Source organism: Firmicutes bacterium HGW-Firmicutes-1, assembly GCA_002841625.1.
In the GTDB taxonomy this organism is placed as follows: Bacteria; Bacillota; Clostridia; order Lachnospirales; family Vallitaleaceae; genus HGW-1.
This window is the reverse complement of the sequence record PHAG01000003.1, coordinates 1-17,629: the sequence shown is the minus strand read 5'-3', so window position 1 is coordinate 17,629 and position 17,629 is coordinate 1. Positions and strand designations below refer to the sequence as shown.

The following is a 17,629-nucleotide window of genomic DNA, read 5'->3' as shown; positions in this document are numbered from 1 at the left end:
GATTGACTGTAATTAGAAATTGAGAAGGCAAACAGGTCTTTACTAAAAATTAATTACAGTGTATACTTAATAAATAATTTATTAGAAAAGGGTGAAGACAGTGCCGATAAAAATTGATAATAACCTACCAGCTAAGAAAATATTACAAAGTGAAAACATTTTCATCATGGATGAAGACAGAGCTAGCCATCAAGATATTCGACCATTACAAATTGTAATCTTAAATTTGATGCCACTTAAACAACAAACCGAAACCCAATTACTTCGAATGTTGAGTAACAGCCCACTTCAACTCGTAATAACTTTGCTTAATCCAGAATCCTATCAATCAAAAAACACTTCAAGTGACCATTTGATTGCATTTTATAAAACCTTTGATGAAATCAAGAAAAATAAGTATGATGGAATGATCATTACGGGAGCACCAGTAGAACAAATGCCTTTTGAAGAAGTTGCTTACTGGCAAGAATTAACGGAAATTATGGAATGGACGAAGCATAATGTTACCTCAACTTTTCATATTTGTTGGGGAGCACAAGCAGGCTTATACTATCATTATGGTGTTGGTAAGGAACCGTTGCCTCAAAAAATGTTTGGTATTTTTAAGCATAACATAGCGATACCCCACAGTATGTTACTTAGGGGATTTGATGATGAATTTTTGGTTCCTCATTCAAGACATACATCAGTCAGTAGAGAAGATATTGTAAATCATAAAGATTTAGAGCTATTGTCAGAATCAGTTGAGGCTGGTGTGTACATAGTAATTTCTAAAGATGAAAAACAAATCTTTGTAACAGGGCATTCAGAATATGATGCCTGTACTTTAAACCAAGAATATGTTAGGGATAAAGAAAAAGGCTTATGTATCGACCAACCAAAGAATTATTTTCCTAACAATGATGATTCAAAGCAACCACCTGCAACTTGGCGTAGTCATGCTCATTTACTGTATTCTAATTGGCTAAACTATTACGTATATCAAGCAACTCCATATTCTATAGATCAAGTAGGTGAATAATTATGAAGCTTTATATAAGTGCAGATATTGAAGGTGTTTGTGGTGTAACTAGCTGGAGTGAAACAGAACTAGATAACAGAGAAAGTGGTTCTTTTATTATTGAGTGGATTAAAGAAATTCAAAAAGTAATTGATGTAGCAATAGAGCAAGGGTATGATGATATTTATTTAAAGGATGCTCATGATACAGCAAGAAATCTTCTTCCAGAATTTTTTCCGAAAGAGGTTAGGCTGATACGAGGTTGGAGCGGACATCCATACGGAATGGTGGAAGGGATTGATTCAACTTTTGATGCAGCTATCTTTGTAGGATTTCATAGTAGAGCTGGTTCAAATACGAATCCAATTTCCCATACCTTGTACCCAAAATATGTGCGTAGTATGTGCATTAATGGAGAGCCGGCTTCCGAATTTTTAATTTATTATTACACTTGTTGTTATGCGAATGTTCCTGTAATTATGGTTGTTGGTGATAAGGGGATTTGTCAAGAGGTTAACAATATTGACAAGGACATATTTACAGTTATAACGAAGGAAGGTTTTGGTGGTGCAACAATCAATTGCAATCCAAAGAATGTACTTGATGAAATTAGGGAAAAGACAGAACTTTCGATACAACAAAATATTCAAGTGAAGCAGTTACCAATCACTTTTGATATTGAAGTAAATTTTGTTAAGCATGTGGATGCGTTTAAGGCTTCGTTTTATAAGGACGCAGTAGCAGATGAAGATGGATATACAATAAGATATAGATCTAAGGACTTTTTTGATATTTTAAGGTTTTTTTCCTTTGTATTGGGATAACAAAAAATCGGCTATATGCCGATTTTTTAATTTGCTAGGAAGTTCTGCATCTGCAATTGGAAAAGCGGCAGAAGTATAACTAGAATTTTAGCTCAGCAAGCCGATTTACTTATCATAAAAATGTATTTTTATACTTTATATTTTGCTTCTAGCGTTTCAACTAAATGAATATACTTTTCTTGTACTTTCTGTACTTCCATTTCTGCTTCGAATTTATCACAAGCAATATTAATCTCATTCATACTCTCAGGGGAGAGTGATCTTTGCGCAAATGTATATATTACGGTATCTTCTTTATCAATATGTCTATTAAGTAAGTTTGTGTAGGAGACAGCATTCGCAATTACGTCTATTTTTGCTTCTTCGTCACCATCTCGAACCTTTAATAGTGCAGCCTCTAAGTCTTTCATATATAATCTTCCAAGGTCATGCTCCACAAGCATACCGTGTCTTATTAGTTTTTCTCCTAGAGGACCTAACTCTTCTACCATTCGGTTAAATAATAACTTTTCTTCTTTTCCATGATGATGATTATCTGCATAATTCCTTACAAAATCAATCATTTGGTAAAAGTCATTAAAATCAATCCCGCCACCTTGTAAAATGTTAAGGCTAGCCTTACGAACTACCTGAAGCATTCTCTTAATGTATTTGTGCTCATCTATCATTAATTGTATTGTATCCATATTTCTTCCTCACTTACTTTCATTTAGCTTTGTCATAAGGTCTGCTACGTCAAATCCATGTACATATGCAGCTTCCTCTAAGGTTTCACTTTGTGAAGAAGGGCATCCAACACAATGCATTCCAAAACTATATAAAACATCTACTGACTTTGGGAAATTTCTAACTACATCACCAATTGTCATTTCTTTTGTTATTTCCATATTCTATTTCCTCCTTAAATTTGTGGTCTAACTTTCTAATTTACTTATTTGCTGAAGTTAGTTTAACAGCTTATGAACGTAGTATATCTTCTTTCATCTCAAAGTTCAGTAGCTATAGCTACCTAAAAATCCCAGAATTTTTGATTTGCAATTACAAGCTTATACTTTAGCATCCCCTTAAATAAATTATTCATGTATATAAATCTATTACAAATGTATCTGGGGATACTGAAAGCATAGGTTTATTTTGATATAATTTTAACAATAAAGTTAAGGAGGATTTCCATGGAAGTGAAAGTGAATAAGCTGGATTTTAATGAGATATTAAAAAAAATGGCACTGGAATATACGATCTATGGGCCGGTATTGTTTGAAGACGAAGGTGCATTTTCAAATACCAATGAAATGAGATATGCTAAGATTAACAGTCTGGAGGAAATGACGTTAACTGAAAAAACAGGGCTTTCACCGAAAGATATTATTTTTCCAATTCGAGAAACCTTGCTTTACTTTCGTAAGGATAAAATAGAAGTTCCAGACATCGATGAAAAGAAAATCGCCATATTTTTAAGACCTTGTGACATAAATGGAATCAAGAAATTAGATGCGATTTTTTTGAGAAATGGTGGCATTGAAGATTTTTATTATAAGAGACTAAGAGAAAAAGTAAAATTTTTTATGATTGAATGTACTGAAGGTTTTGATACGTGCTTCTGCGTTTCTATGAATTCGAATAAAACCGAGGATTATGCTGCAGCTTTTAGATTTTCAGAGGAAATAAGCATACATATCAAAGATACAAGCCTCGATGCATACTTTGGAGCTTATGAAGCTACAGAATTTCAACCTGATTACATAGAAGAAAATAGTGTTAAGGTAAACGTTCCTAGTATTGAGAAGCTAACCAATGAAATTTTTCAACATTCGATCTGGCAGGAATATACAAGAAGGTGTATTGCTTGTGGTAGATGTAATACTTCTTGTATCACTTGCTCGTGTTTTACAATGCAGGATGTTTCGCATAAGGATTCTGAAATAACAGGAGAGAGACGACGTCGATGGGCAGGTTGTCAAATTAAGGAGTTTACAAACATGGCAGGCGGTCATGATTTTAGAACGAAGAATGGAGAAAAGATGAGATTTAAAACCATGCATAAAATCAATGACTATTATAAAAGATTCAATGAACATATGTGTGTAGGTTGTGGTCGTTGTGATGATGTATGTCCAGAATATATTTCCTTTTCGAAATGTATCAATAAATTAAGTCAAATTATTGAGGAGGTGGGTAGTAATGAATAATCCTTATTTAATGGAAAGAATTAAGATCCTTGATGTTCATACAGAGACAGATATTGATTACACCTTTACGCTTGAATATACAAAGAATGTTCTCCCTGGACAGTTTTTACAGCTTTCTATCCCTGGTGTTGGTGAAGCTCCAATTTCTATTAGTGATTATGATGATAACAAACTTTTTTTAACCATAAGAAAAGTCGGTACGTTAACAGATAAAATATTTGAGCTTCAAGCAGGAGATTTCTTATATGTTAGAGGGCCTTACGGCAATGGCTTTCATCTAAAAGATTATAGCAATTCACATGTCAAGATTATTGCAGGAGGTACCGGACTTGCACCAGTAAAGAAAGTAATTAAGTCTCTCATGTCTTCTAAAGAGGTTAAATCAGTCAAAGTTCTTGTAGGTTTCAAAGGCCCTAAGGATATTTTATTTAAAGAGGAGCTTCAAGAATGGGTAGAAGCTGGAAAGGCAAATATTACAGTTGATATTGCAGATGCGAATTGGCAGGGTAAAACTGGATTAATTACAGAGCATTTAAATCTACTTGAGATTTCTAATATACATGAGACGAAAATTATCGTAGTTGGTCCTCCAATTATGATGAAGTTTACTACCTTAGAACTTGTAAAAAGAGGAGTTCCCGAAGAAAACATCTGGGTATCCTTTGAACGAAAAATGAGCTGTGGAATTGGAAAGTGTGGACATTGTAAGATTGATGAAACATATGTATGCCTTGAAGGTCCTGTATTTAAATATGAAAGAGCAAAAAATCTAATAGATTAGGCGGTGCTAAAATGAGTATTGATAGAAAGAAAATTACTAAAAATGCCTATAGAGTCACGAAAGAAAGAGGCAAAACGGCTCTTAGAATAAGGGTGCCAGGAGGACATATAGAAACAGAGTATTTTAATCTGATCCATTCTATCGCAACAGAGTATGGCAATGGAACAGTTCATATTACAACTCGCCAAGGTTTTGAAATACCGGATATTGATTTTGATAAAATTCCAGAAATCAATGGAAAAATCAAGCCATTGATTGAGTCATTAGGATTGGCGTTAGAAGTAACAGATGGGGGATATCCTTCAGCAGGAACTCGTAATATTTCAGCATGTATCGGAAATCGTGTGTGTCCCTTTGCAAATGATGACACAACAAGCTTTGCAAAAGAGCTTGAAAAAGCGGTTTATCCAAACGATTTTCATTTTAAAATTGCAGTGACGGGCTGCCCTAATGATTGTATTAAAGCGTACATGCAAGACTTTGGAATCATCTGTACAGTAGAACCTATTTATGAGGAGTCAAAATGCATAAGCTGTAATGCATGTGTTGATAATTGCTCTAAAAGAGTTACTGGAGCATTAGAAATGAAGGATTTTTCTATTGTAAGAGATGAAAAACTATGTATAGGTTGTGGTGAATGTATTCGTAAATGTCCAACGGGTGCATGGAAACGAAGTAAGCAAATATATTATCGAATGGTTATTATGGGTAGGACAGGAAAGAAAAATCCAAGAATGGCAGAAACCTTCATAAAATGGGGGGATAGAGATTCTATGATTAAGATTATTCAAAATACATATGATTTTGTTGATAGATATATTGATAGATCATTGGTTAAGGAACATATTGGTTATATTGTGGATCGAGTTGGCTTTGAAACGTTTAAAAATGAGGTACTAAAGGATGTTAAGCTTGATGAAAAAGTAATTGTAGTCGATCAAATTAAGTTTGGTGGGTATTGGTATAAGGATGATGTGAACTTGACAAATGGTAATGAAGTAAATTAATAAAAAACATAAGCAAAAGACATAAGCAAAAGACATAAACAAAAGACATAAGCAAAAGACATAAACAAAAGACATAAACAAAAATATGAACAAAAATATGAACAAAAACATGAACAAAAGACATAAACAAAAAACATAAACATAAAAGAAAACATAACATAAAAGTACATAAATAAGGAGATCCATTAAATGAATGAATTAATTGAAAATGTATCCAATGTAGCAATAGCAAAAGCTACGATGTTAAAAAAAAGTCTCTTAAGATATTTTATACTTTCCTTTATGGCAGGGATGTTTGTAGGACTAGGGATCTTATTAATCATGACAATTGGAGGTTTGTTAACAGGTTCCCCGGCAACTAAAATTGTCATGGGCTTGTCCTTTGGGATTGCACTTAGTCTTGTTATTATGGCAGGATCTGAGCTATTTACAGGAAATAACTTTGTTATGACAGTTGGAGCCTTAGATAAAAAGGTGTCATGGATGGATACGATTAATATCTGGATGGTTTCATATATAGGGAATTTAGTTGGAAGTATTTTTACTGCGTGGTTATTTGTTTCGACAGGATTGGTCAAAGGTGACTTAGCGGCATTTATACTTAAACTAACAGATTCGAAAATGAATGGGTCGTTTGCTGAGCTTTTCTTTAAGGGTATCTTGTGTAATATTTTAGTGTGCCTAGCAGTTTTATGTGCAATTAAGATGAAGGAAGAAACTGCCAAGTTGATTATGATTTTTTGGTGTCTCTTTGCTTTTATTACGGCTGGCTTCGAGCATAGTATTGCAAATATGACGCTTTTAACAATTGGACTTTTGATCCCTCATAGTGAAACAATCACTTTGGTAGGTTATTTTAACAACCTTTTACCAGTAACTTTAGGCAATATGGTTGGTGGATGCTTAGTAGTTGGATTAGGTTATTGGCTAGTAGGACGTAAATAATTGCGTTGAATTTAGGTTTTCATATGCTATAATAAAGCTATTAAATTTACAGGGAGGATACAGATGAATATTGGTGTAGTTGGCATTAGTCATAAGCAAGCCTCCGTGGAAATACGCGAAAAGATTGCATTTACAGATTCTAAAAAGATTGAGGTAATGAATCAATTATTAGATTTGGATATAGAAGAAGTCGTAATTGTATCCACTTGTAATAGAAGTGAGATCTATTACGCTTGTTCTGAAAATGAGGGCATGGCTCAAATAATTAAGAATTATTTAGTAGTGTATTTTCAATCAACAGAGATCATGGACTATTTTTTTGATATAGCGAGTGAAGCTGCAATAGAGCACCTTTACACGGTTACATCGGGGCTAGATTCTGTTATCCTTGGTGAAGACCAAATATTAGGTCAGGTGAAGGATTCTTTAGAATTTTCTAATGAAATTGGTGCAAGTAAGAAATTCCTTAATAGAATCTTTAGAGAAACAATTACATTTGCAAAAAGAATGAAAAAGGAATATAAAATTTCCGAAAACCCACTATCCATAGCATCTGTTGCAGTAAAGCTTTTATCTAATAGACTTGAACAATTTAAGGATGCACATGTTTTAATCATTGGAGCTGGAGAAATAGGCCAGTTATGTGCAAAGTATTTATTAGAGTATGGTGTTAAATATATTTATATGTGTAATAGAAATCAATGTAAGCTAGAGGAAATATCGTCTAAGAATCCTTACATTCAGGCTGTTTTATATGAAGATCGGTACAAGGTATTACCACTCATGGATGTAGTTATTAGTGCAACAGCTTCACCACATATGATTATAAAAAGTGAAAGGCTGCCAACACTTTCAAAAAACATTACTTTTGTTGATATGGCTGTGCCAATGGATATCGATAGAGAAATTGGCAAGCTTAAAGGAGTGCATCTCTTAGACATTGATGATTTGAGAGAAATAACTGACAATAATAAAAAACATCGTGAGGAAATTGCTGAGAAGGTTAAGGCACTAATTGATGATGAAGTAAAATTGCTTCATTTATGGATACATCAGACTAGGGTAGATCATATCATTGAGTCATTTCACGAAATATGTCTTGATTCTAAAGAAGATACGATGCTTCTGATCCAGAAGAAACTTAAGCTTAATGCGAGAGAATATGCTTTTGTTGATAAGCTAGTGAATTCTGCCATAAAGAGAGTAATACGTGAGCCTATAAAACAGTTAAAGGCTATGGAAGACGAAGAAGAAATCCAAAAATATAAAGAGATGATACATAAGCTCTTTGATTTTTAATCAGGATTTTTTGAAACATGATATCTCTTAAACGGATTAAATGAATCGTAATGAAAGGTTTATTATTTACAATAAAACAATTCCGTGTTAATATATAGGTATACTAATATATAAACTTGAGTTGTTTTCTTATTGGAGGTAAATGATGAATCAAAATGAAGTAGAACAGTTAAATCTAAGGTTTAAGGATAAAAGCCCAGAGGAAGTAATTGAATTTGCCATAAAAAATATTGGAAAAGAAAAATTGGTATTGGCGTCTAGTTTATCTATCGAAGATCAGGTATTAACGCATATGCTGCTTACAATTGAACCTAAGGCGAGAATTTTTTTCATTGATACAGGTAGACATTATCAAGAAACCTATAATGTAATGAATTCATCTATGGAGAGATATGGTTTTAGATATGAGGTCTATGCACCTAATAATGAAGAACTTCAAAATATGGTATCTTCTTATGGTCCGAATCTTTTTTACAATAACCTTGAACTTAGAAAAAAATGCTGTGAGATCAGAAAAGTTGAACCCCTTAAAAGAGTGCTTTCAACATCTGAAGGATGGATTTGTGGACTTAGAAGAGGGCAATCACAAGATAGACAAAATATTGAGCTGTTTGAATGGGATTCGAAAAATGGTATATTTAAGATAAACCCAATAGCCTATTGGAGTGAAGAGCAAGTGTGGGATTATATGCGTAAGGAGAATATTCCTTATAACTCGCTACACCTTAAAGGCTTTCCAAGTATTGGTTGTCAACCATGTACTAGAGCAGTTGCTGATGGAGCAGATATAAGAAGCGGCAGATGGTGGTGGGAAAGTTCAGAGCATAAAGAATGTGGGTTACATAGAAGCTAATAAATGAAACATCCTAACAAAGCATATTAAAATGCATTGTCTGGGATGTTTTTTTGCACGGAAATGGTGTGTCAAGCAGTTTTGGAAATGTTCTAATAAATCTAAAACATAAGCACTAGTTATAGTTGGTGATAAGACAGTCGACAAAAGCATTTTTTCTGATAGGTGTATAGATTATTGGCAGTAAGTGTTCATTTTTCTGGCCTTACCCTTTGGCCGGTCGGGCGAAAAATGAACACTTACTGCCTTTCGTATTCATCTAGAAGAAAAAATGCTTTTATCTCTATTTCGTTAAATGAGTGGTTATAACCTCGATGTTAATATTCATGAGGATATATTATAAACCATTGATTTGAAATGGACATAATTAAATGGGGTACGCTAGGACATTATCATAGGTGAACCAGAATAAAGAAATTACATTTAATAAAGATATTGACAAATAAATTAATTGACCTTATAATACATATATTAGTAAAACGGTATGTTTAATATGTTTTAAAGGAAATGAAAAATATACTGATTTAATAAATCATAAAGAGGAGGAGCGGAGCATGTTAAAAGATTTAAAAAGATTTACTGTTTTAGGAGTAATAGTAAGTATATTAGTAGGAACGTTATCTGGATGCGCTAAAGAAACACTCAGTGAGAATTTAACCATTCGAGTTGCCCATTTCCCCAATATAGTCCATTCACAAGCTCTCGTGGGGCGAGTGGAAGGACAATTTCAAAAAGCAGTGGGAGAAAATAACGTGATAGAGTGGAAAGCGTTTAACGCAGGCCCTGCTGAAATAGAAGCTTTTTTTGCAGGTGAAGTTGATCTTGGTTATATTGGGCCGGGTCCAGCTATTAATGGGTTTACGAAATCAAAGGGGGATATCATTATCATTGCAGGAGCTACAGATGCAGGAGCTATATTGGTTTCTAGGAAAGACGTTAACATGAAAGATATCAAAGATTTGGACGGTAAAAAAATTGCTGTTCCCCAATTTGGAAACACTCAACATTTATCCTTACTTAACTTGTTAAAGGAAAATGGCTTAACTGATAGTGCTAAAGGTGGATCTGTAGAAATCCTTGCAGCGGCAAATCCAGATATTAAAACATTATTAGATTCAGGAGAGATAGATGCTGCTTTTGTTCCAGAACCTTGGGGTTCAAGATTGATAATAGAAGTTGGTGCTAAAGTTGTTTTGGACTACAATAAAGTGTTTAGAGATGGTTTGTATACTTCAGCTGTTGTTATTGCAAGAAAAGAGTTTGCTGAAAAAAATCCAGAGATAGTAGAAAACTTTTTGAAAGCCCATATAGAAATAACAGAATATATAAATAGTGATCTTGAACATGCAAAGCAAATTGTAAATGAAGAAATCAAAGCCTTAACTGATAAAGAAATAGATCCAGCAGTTCTTGATGCGGCCTTTGACAGACTAACGGTTACCTATAACCCACAAAAGGATTCAGTTGTAGATTTTGCTGCTTTCTCGATGGAAGCGGGCTTTATTGAAAAAACACCAGATTATGAACAGCTATTTAATTTAACCTACTTAAATAAAGTATTAAAAGAGAAGCAGCTTGAAGAAATTCAATCATAAAATACAAAATTGAGGTGACTAGTTTATGAGCTTAATTGTCGAAGGTGTAAGCAAAAGCTTTATTTCAAAACAACAAACAATACATACATTATCAGACATAAATTTAGAAATAAAAAAAGGTGAATTTATTTGCCTCTTAGGACCTTCAGGTTGTGGTAAATCAACATTGTTAAACATGATTGCAGGACTAGTAAAAGCAACAGAAGGTAGAATCATATTCAATGATAAAGAGGTTAAAAAGGCTGGACCAGATCGTGCAGTCATGTTTCAAGAATCCGCTTTGTTCCCGTGGTTAAGAGTTATAGATAATGTTGAATTTGGAATGAAAAATGCAGGAGTACCAAAAGAAATTAGAAGAGAAAAAGCATTGAAATATTTAAAGATGGTGCATCTGACTAAGTTTCAAAATTCATTTATTCATGAACTTTCAGGTGGTATGAAGCAAAGAGTTGCGTTAGCTCGAGCCTTAACCTTAGACTCAGAGATATTACTTATGGATGAACCTTTTGCAGCACTAGACAGCCAAACAAAATTGATTTTGCAAATGGAGCTCCAAAAAATTTGGTGGGAAACGAAAAAAACAGTCATCTTTGTTACGCATAATGTGGAAGAAGCAGTTCTTCTAGCGGATAGAGTTTTGGTTATGTCAGCAAGCCCAGGTCTTATTAAAAAAGAATTTAAAATACAATTGGCAAGACCAAGGCAACTTGAAAACATAGATTTAACCTATGTTCTAGCAGATGTAATGAAAGAATTAAAGGAGGAGGTGGAGAAAGTTGCAAAAGCAGAATACGACAATGATTGGACTCTTGAAAAAGATAGCATTTTATCTCATTCTGATCCTGATTTGGGAAGTAATTTATAAATTAGGTGTTGAAGTACTAGGTATTTGGAAGGTCTATACCTTCCCATCTCCAATAGATGTAGGAAAAACTCTTTTGAAGCTTATTACGAATAATACGCTAGGAATAGCAATTGCTGCTAGCTTGAAAAGAATTTTAGTTGGCTATTTAATCTCTACAATCATTGGAATTACAATTGGACTTACTATAGTTAGATTTAAATATCTTGATGAAAATTTCAGTGCATTGATTCTTGGTTTACAAACGCTCCCTAGTATTTGCTGGTTACCCTTTGCAATTTTATGGTTTGGTTTAAATGAGAGTGCAATTATTTTTGTTATAACAATTGGTTCAACCTTTGCAATCGCAATGGCTATAGAGTCGGGGATAAAAAATGTGAATCCCTTATACATAAGAGCAGCTAAGACTATGGGTGCAAGTGGCTTTAAAATATATTGGAATGTAATTATACCAGCTAGTTTACCAAATGTTATTTCAGGTCTAAAGCAAGGTTGGTCCTTTGCTTGGAGAGCATTAATGGCAGGTGAAATGCTTTCTGCAACTAAAGGACTGGGTCAAGTTCTCATGATCGGTAGAGATCTCTCAGATATTAGCCAAGTTATGGCAGTTATGATTGTTATTATTGTAATAGGACTCACAGTTGATAAGTTTATTTTTGGGCGTATAGAGAAGAACATTAGACATAAATGGGGCTTAAATAGAAGTTAAGCCGAAACAAGGAGGAATTGAAAATGGCCAAGGTTGACTATGGGCAGCTAAAAAAAGATTGTTTTATAAATCAAACAGATAAGGAACACTTTGTACTTAGAATTAAAGTTGTTGGCGGTCAATTACAAGCTGATAAGCTAAAAAAAGTTTATGAAATTGCAGAAAAGTTTGGACGTGGATATGTACATATGACATCTAGACAAAGTATAGAAATTCCATTTATAGAGTTAAAAGATATAGAGGAAGTTAAGAAAGAGATGGAAGCATCAGGTTTAGAACGTGCAGCATGTGGTCCTGCAGTAAGAACCATAACAGCTTGTCAAGGGAAAACAGTTTGTTCAAGTGGTCAAATAGATACTTCTGAATTAGCACAGGAGTTTGACGAAAGATATTATGGTAGAGAGCTACCCCATAAGTTCAAGCTAGGTATAACAGGCTGTAGAAATAACTGTCTTAAGGCTCAAGAAAATGATTTGGGCATTAAAGGTGGTGTAGCGGTTAATTGGAACGAAATTGCATGTACCTTTTGTGGTTTGTGTGAAAAGGTATGTCCAACGAAGGCGATAGCTGTAGATAAAAAAAATAAAAGATTAACTTTTCATGAAGAGGACTGTATCAATTGTGGAAGGTGTGTGAAAGCCTGTCCAACGAAGGCTTGGGAAGGTAAAGAAGGATTCATTCTATATTTTGGTGGCTTATTTGGAAATAAGATTGCTATAGGAAAAAAGTTGATTCCAATTTTATTTGAAAAGGAAGATGTTCATAAGATAGTTGAAGCAACCTTAGCCTTTTTTACGAAGCATGGTAAAAAAAGTGAGAGATTCAGAAATACTGTGGATCGGGTAGGTTGGGAACTACTACAAGAAGCGATAGAAGAGGCGTTGAAAGATAAATAAAACAACTAAAACTTGGAGGTAGTAAATCATGGATCATTTAGATCAACTGGAAGCACAAAGTATTTTTATTTTAAGGGAAGCATATAAAAAGTTTGGTAAGCTAGGTATGCTATGGTCTATCGGTAAGGATTCAACAGTTCTTTTATGGTTAGCAAAAAAGGCTTTTTTTGGTCATAGTCCTTTTCCATTTATACACGTGGATACTACATATAAAATCCCTGAAATGATTGAATATAGAGAAAAAATTGCTAAGGAATTTGATTTAGATTTAATTGTACATACAAATGAGGAAGCGTTACAAGATGGTATGGGACCTCATGCGGGTAGACTAGTTTGCTGTAAAGCTCTAAAAACAGATGGGCTACAACAAGTAGTAACCAAGTATGAATTTGAAGGTCTTATCCTGGGGATTAGAAGAGATGAAGAAGGTTCTCGTTCTAAGGAAAGAGTATTTAGCGAACGTAATAAGGACTCGGAATGGGATTATACCAACCAACCACCAGAGTTGTGGGATCAGTTTAAAACTGATTTTCCTAAAGGTAATCATATTAGGGTTCATCCAATTCTACATTGGAACGAAATTGATATTTGGGCTTATATTGAAAGAGAAAATATCCCATTGGTCGACCTATATTTTGCAAGAGATGGGAAACGTTATAGAAGCTTAGGCTGTGCACCTTGTACAGGTAAAATAGATTCTAATGCAACAACGATTGCGGAAATAATTGAGGAATTAAAACATACGACACAAAGTGAACGTGCAGGAAGAGCACAAGATCAAGAGGATGCGTATGCTATGCAAAAGCTTCGGAAAGATGGGTATATGTAAAGGTAGAAAGAATGGATGCTCAATTGGGATGAAGGTTGTAATATGAAGTTACTCGCAATTGGGGATGAAGGAAGCAATATGAAGATATTCTCAATTGGGGATGAAGGAAGCAATATGAAGATATTCTTAATTGGGGATGAAGGAAGCAATATGAAGATATTCTCAATTGGTGATAGAGGTTGTAATATGAAGCTACCTTAATTGGTAAATAATTGAGAGTGTTAAATTAGAGAAATAAAAGTAAATATAATACAGCTCAAATTGAACAATAAAAATATATAACATGTACTATGTGCTTAAATAATTCCACGGAGGTCAACATAATGTCAATAGATAGAGAAAAGCTCAAAATAGTCGTAGTAGGTCATGTGGATCATGGCAAATCCACAGTAATTGGTAGGCTTTTATATGATACAAAATCAGTAACGGAAGGTAAAATTGATAGAGTTAAAAAGGTATGTAAGGAAAAGGGTAAGCCCTTTGAATATGCTTATTTATTGGATGCCTTTGAAGAAGAACAAAAGCAAGGAATCACTATAGACACTACCCAATTGCAATTCTTTACAAAGAAAAGAGATTATGTCATTATTGATGCACCTGGACACAAAGAATTCTTAAAGAATATGATTTCAGGTGCAGCAAATGCAGAAGCAGCCCTACTTATTATTGATGCTAAGGAAGGTGTACAAGAGCAATCTAAAAGACATGGTTATATTCTTTCATTACTTGGCATTCAAAAGGTATATGTGATTGTGAATAAAATGGATTTAATTGATTATTCAGAAGAAAAATTTAATATAATCAAGCAAGAAATGAATGGATTTTTAAATAGTCTACATGTTTATCCGCTAAAATACATTCCAATTTCAGCGTTTTATGGAGAAAACTTAACTTCAAGATCAGATAAAATGGCTTGGTACAATGACGAGCCAATTTTAGAGGCAATTGATTTAATTGAAAAAGATAAGGGGCTCGAAGATAAGCCACTAAGATTCCCTATACAAGACGTTTATAAATTTGATCACAGAAGAATAATTGCAGGAAGAATAGAATCTGGTACGATTCATGTTGGAGATGAAATTCTAATTTCTCCGAGCAATAAGAAAACAAAGGTCAAAAGCATCGAGTATTTTCAAGATAAGGATAATAAGGATTTCGCAGAAGCTGGTATGTCTGTCGGTATCACAGTTGAAGATGAATTTTTCAATAAGAGAGGAGAATTTATTTCTCATTTTGAAAACAAACCAATCGTAGATCATGTTTTTAAAGCAAATTTATTTTGGATGGGTAAAAATGTACTAGTCAAAGATAAAAAGTATAAGTTGAAAATATCAACACAAGAAGTTGAATGTGAAATTATTGTGATCAACAAAGTAATTGATGCTACCAACTTAATCATTAGTGAAGATGCTATAGAGGTAAAAACGAACGATGTTGCAGAAGTAACTATTAAAACGAAGGAAGATATCAGCTTCGATGAGTTTAAGCATAACCAAAATACTGGTCGTTTTGTTCTTGTTGAAGGGTATGATGTATGTGGGGGTGGAATCATCTCCAAGCTTGAAAAAGGAATTGAAGCAGTTAGTAAATTTGTGGGTGAAGATATTGAATTTAAAGTGCAAGCTTTTGATGAATACTTCTTTGTATTAGAGGAAAATATAGTGAAAAGAAGTGTTAGGTATAAGGAAGTGTTTCGTGTTGGTCATGTAGTTCCGATTGTCGGTGAAAGTTATGAATACCCAGTATCAATGAATTTTATTGACTTAGAGCAAGGTGTAGTTGCAAAAATAAGGAAGGCTATATTGGATACAGTTATTAGAATAGAGAATTATGCATTTGATGAACAAGAAATATTTGATGCAAATGGATTTTATGTTAAAGTTTCAACGATAGAGGAATTCATAAAATGGCAAGGAGATTATGAAAAGGTTATTAATCATGATATGCTTGAGGAAGATTATGCGAATAAATGGTTGGATATTGAGAAGTATAGAAAGATTAGATTTAAGAGTACCTTGGAAAAAACGATTGATTATATGATATAGGGTTTAGGACTTCAGGAGCATTTGCTCAGTGATGAAACATTAGAATAAAGATCGGATACATAATAAAGTACCATGTATCCGATCTTTATGTTCTTTTCTATGCCTATGAGTAATAATGAAATTGAAAAAATACAATTAGTAGTTAGTCTTTTGGTAATATATAAAGCCTATAAGGTAATATTTTGTAGAATAATTGCAGTGAATTAAGAAATATATAGATTATTGATTGTAATTCATGTTATAATCGATTTAACTTATTGAGAAGTATAGAGAGAGATAGAGTAGAGTATTTAAAAAGATATGTGAAATTTTGAGGGTAGATGGTAACTAGCTTACAGGAGAAGTCATTTTATTTATAAGTGACATTTTTAGGTTAATCATTTATTTTCTTCAACATTCTTTTTCTAATCAAATATCTCCAACAATCAATTAAAAACTATATATGATAATAATGCTGTTTTATTATAGTGTGTTTTCTGAACAATAAAATAATATTAGAACATTATAATATGATTTAATCTTTATAAGGGGGAGAAAGTGAAGCTGAAAAATACTGGGGAGTATTGTGAAATTGTAAGTTGGTCAAGCTTTGAATTAAAAGAACTTAGAAAACTAAATTCACTTTTAGAATGGAATGCAAATTCAAAAATATTCAGAATGCCACGATGTTTTAATATCTTAAATCAGATATTAAAAAATACTGAAAATTGTAGCATTGAATGGATATCAGAAGCTAGCGCAGTTAATAATGCTTTAATTCAAAAAATGAGAGATGAATTAATAGTAAGAGGTTATAGTGGTAAAACAATTCAGAATTACATAAGTAGCCTTGTTTTATTTGAGAAATATACAAATAAATCATTAGAAAAAATTCAAGAAGAAGACATTAAAGAGTATATATTGTATTTAATAAAAGTAAAAGATGTATCACATAGTAATATTAACCAAACTATCAATTGTCTAAAGCTATTTTGTGCGTTTATTTTAGAAAGAGAAAATATCATATTTAAAATACCAAGGCCTAAGAAAGAGAAAAAACTACCTAATATACTTAGTATTGAGGAAATTATAGCTATAATGAAAGCTACAAAAAATGAAAAACATAAGACTATCTTATATCTTATATATTCTTCTGGACTTAGGGTTTCAGAAGTTGTTAATATTACATTAACAGATATTGATAGTGACAGAATGTTAATAAAAGTGAAGCAAAGTAAAGGACGTAAAGATAGGTATACATTGCTATCCAACAAAGCACTTATTCAGTTGAAAAAATATTATGGTTTATATAAACCAAAGAAATGGCTTTTTGAAGGACAGGAAGATGATAATCAATTAACGACGCGTTCCGTACAGAGGATATTTAAATGCTCTTGTGATCATGCAGGCATTCATAAAGATGTATCAGTTCATTCATTGCGGCATAGTTTTGCAACTCATTTGCTGGAGTCGGGGACAGATATTAGATACATTCAGGAATTGCTTGGACATAGTAGTTTAAAAACGACAGAAATATATACTCATGTAACAAATAGAAGTATAAGAAAAATAGTAAGTCCATTGGATAATATTGATGTGTGATTGGAAAGTATAGATCGAGATAAATGGGTTCACACAGAATTGATATTTATGACACTAAGGTCGTAAATACAATTATATTATCAGTGTTTACGAGGGTGGCGTCGTAAATGACATTGTTATGTGACAGCTAGATAACAGTTTATTATATGTGACCGCCCTAAGCGTGTTCCAGCCGCATTAACAGTTTCCAATTAGCTAGATGACAAGCCACATT

At 33.2% G+C, this 17,629-nt stretch carries 18 protein-coding genes; 16 read left to right on the top strand and 2 right to left on the bottom strand.

Annotated elements, in window-relative coordinates; translation table 11 throughout:
• The first annotated feature begins 100 nt into the window (after positions 1 to 100).
• Together CVU84_04825 and CVU84_04820 are read left to right on the top strand one after the other, a co-directional pair.
• Positions 101 to 1,021, top strand: a complete 921-nt coding sequence (locus tag CVU84_04825; GenBank protein ID PKM95394.1) for a homoserine O-succinyltransferase — start codon at positions 101 to 103, stop codon at positions 1,019 to 1,021.
• A 2-nt stretch (positions 1,022 to 1,023) separates the two neighbouring features.
• Positions 1,024 to 1,824, top strand: coding sequence for a hypothetical protein (locus CVU84_04820; GenBank protein ID PKM95393.1), 801 nt, complete (start codon positions 1,024 to 1,026; stop codon positions 1,822 to 1,824).
• 128 nt (positions 1,825 to 1,952) lie between these two features.
• Here CVU84_04820 and CVU84_04815 read toward each other — a convergent pair whose 3' ends face one another.
• A complete protein-coding gene (locus tag CVU84_04815; GenBank protein ID PKM95392.1) occupies positions 1,953 to 2,510 on the bottom strand; it encodes a hemerythrin in 558 nt (185 codons plus the stop codon).
• Between the two features lie 9 nt (positions 2,511 to 2,519).
• Positions 2,520 to 2,711, bottom strand: a complete 192-nt coding sequence (locus tag CVU84_04810) for a disulfide oxidoreductase (protein ID PKM95391.1) — start codon at positions 2,709 to 2,711, stop codon at positions 2,520 to 2,522.
• Between the two features lie 285 nt (positions 2,712 to 2,996).
• Between CVU84_04810 and CVU84_04805 the strand changes: the two genes are divergently transcribed.
• The 14 genes from CVU84_04805 to CVU84_04740 all read left to right on the top strand — a co-directional run bounded on the left by CVU84_04805 (position 2,997) and on the right by CVU84_04740 (position 17,415).
• Positions 2,997 to 4,013 (top strand): anaerobic sulfite reductase subunit A, encoded by a 1,017-nt coding sequence (locus tag CVU84_04805; protein ID PKM95390.1) that lies wholly within the window; start codon positions 2,997 to 2,999, stop codon positions 4,011 to 4,013.
• Entirely contained in the window at positions 4,006 to 4,794 is a 789-nt protein-coding gene (locus CVU84_04800) for an anaerobic sulfite reductase subunit AsrB (protein PKM95389.1), read from the top strand. Before CVU84_04805 ends, CVU84_04800 begins: the two co-directional genes overlap by 8 nt.
• A gap of 11 nt (positions 4,795 to 4,805) precedes the next feature.
• Positions 4,806 to 5,801, top strand: coding sequence for a sulfite reductase subunit C (gene asrC, locus CVU84_04795; protein PKM95388.1), 996 nt, complete (start codon positions 4,806 to 4,808; stop codon positions 5,799 to 5,801).
• A gap of 189 nt (positions 5,802 to 5,990) precedes the next feature.
• A complete protein-coding gene (locus tag CVU84_04790; protein PKM95387.1) occupies positions 5,991 to 6,746 on the top strand; it encodes a nitrite transporter NirC in 756 nt (251 codons plus the stop codon).
• A gap of 63 nt (positions 6,747 to 6,809) precedes the next feature.
• Entirely contained in the window at positions 6,810 to 8,045 is a 1,236-nt protein-coding gene (locus CVU84_04785; protein PKM95386.1) for a glutamyl-tRNA reductase, read from the top strand.
• Between the two features lie 145 nt (positions 8,046 to 8,190).
• The gene (locus CVU84_04780; protein ID PKM95385.1) at positions 8,191 to 8,898 is read left to right on the top strand and encodes a phosphoadenylyl-sulfate reductase; all 708 of its coding nucleotides are present in this window, start codon (positions 8,191 to 8,193) and stop codon (positions 8,896 to 8,898) included.
• Positions 8,899 to 9,452: 554 nt separating this feature from the next.
• Positions 9,453 to 10,493 carry a sulfate ABC transporter substrate-binding protein gene (locus tag CVU84_04775; protein PKM95384.1) on the top strand — a complete coding sequence of 347 codons (1,041 nt, stop codon included), beginning with the start codon at positions 9,453 to 9,455 and terminating at the stop codon, positions 10,491 to 10,493.
• Positions 10,494 to 10,518: 25 nt separating this feature from the next.
• Positions 10,519 to 11,358: a nitrate/sulfonate/bicarbonate ABC transporter ATP-binding protein gene (locus tag CVU84_04770; protein ID PKM95383.1), complete on the top strand. Its 840-nt coding sequence runs from the start codon at positions 10,519 to 10,521 to the stop codon at positions 11,356 to 11,358.
• On the top strand, positions 11,291 to 12,064 hold the full coding sequence (locus tag CVU84_04765) for a sulfate ABC transporter permease (protein ID PKM95382.1): 774 nt from the start codon (positions 11,291 to 11,293) through the stop codon (positions 12,062 to 12,064). The genes CVU84_04770 and CVU84_04765 overlap by 68 nt, the downstream gene beginning before the upstream one ends.
• A gap of 23 nt (positions 12,065 to 12,087) precedes the next feature.
• Positions 12,088 to 12,960: a coenzyme F420 hydrogenase gene (locus CVU84_04760; GenBank protein ID PKM95381.1), complete on the top strand. Its 873-nt coding sequence runs from the start codon at positions 12,088 to 12,090 to the stop codon at positions 12,958 to 12,960.
• A gap of 28 nt (positions 12,961 to 12,988) precedes the next feature.
• Entirely contained in the window at positions 12,989 to 13,789 is an 801-nt protein-coding gene (locus CVU84_04755; protein ID PKM95380.1) for a sulfate adenylyltransferase, read from the top strand.
• 15 nt (positions 13,790 to 13,804) lie between these two features.
• Positions 13,805 to 13,990: a hypothetical protein gene (locus CVU84_04750; protein ID PKM95379.1), complete on the top strand. Its 186-nt coding sequence runs from the start codon at positions 13,805 to 13,807 to the stop codon at positions 13,988 to 13,990.
• A 122-nt stretch (positions 13,991 to 14,112) separates the two neighbouring features.
• The gene (locus CVU84_04745) at positions 14,113 to 15,834 is read left to right on the top strand and encodes a sulfate adenylyltransferase (GenBank protein ID PKM95378.1); all 1,722 of its coding nucleotides are present in this window, start codon (positions 14,113 to 14,115) and stop codon (positions 15,832 to 15,834) included.
• Between the two features lie 765 nt (positions 15,835 to 16,599).
• Entirely contained in the window at positions 16,600 to 17,415 is an 816-nt protein-coding gene (locus CVU84_04740; protein ID PKM95567.1) for an integrase, read from the top strand.
• The last annotated feature ends 214 nt before the right edge of the window (positions 17,416 to 17,629 follow it).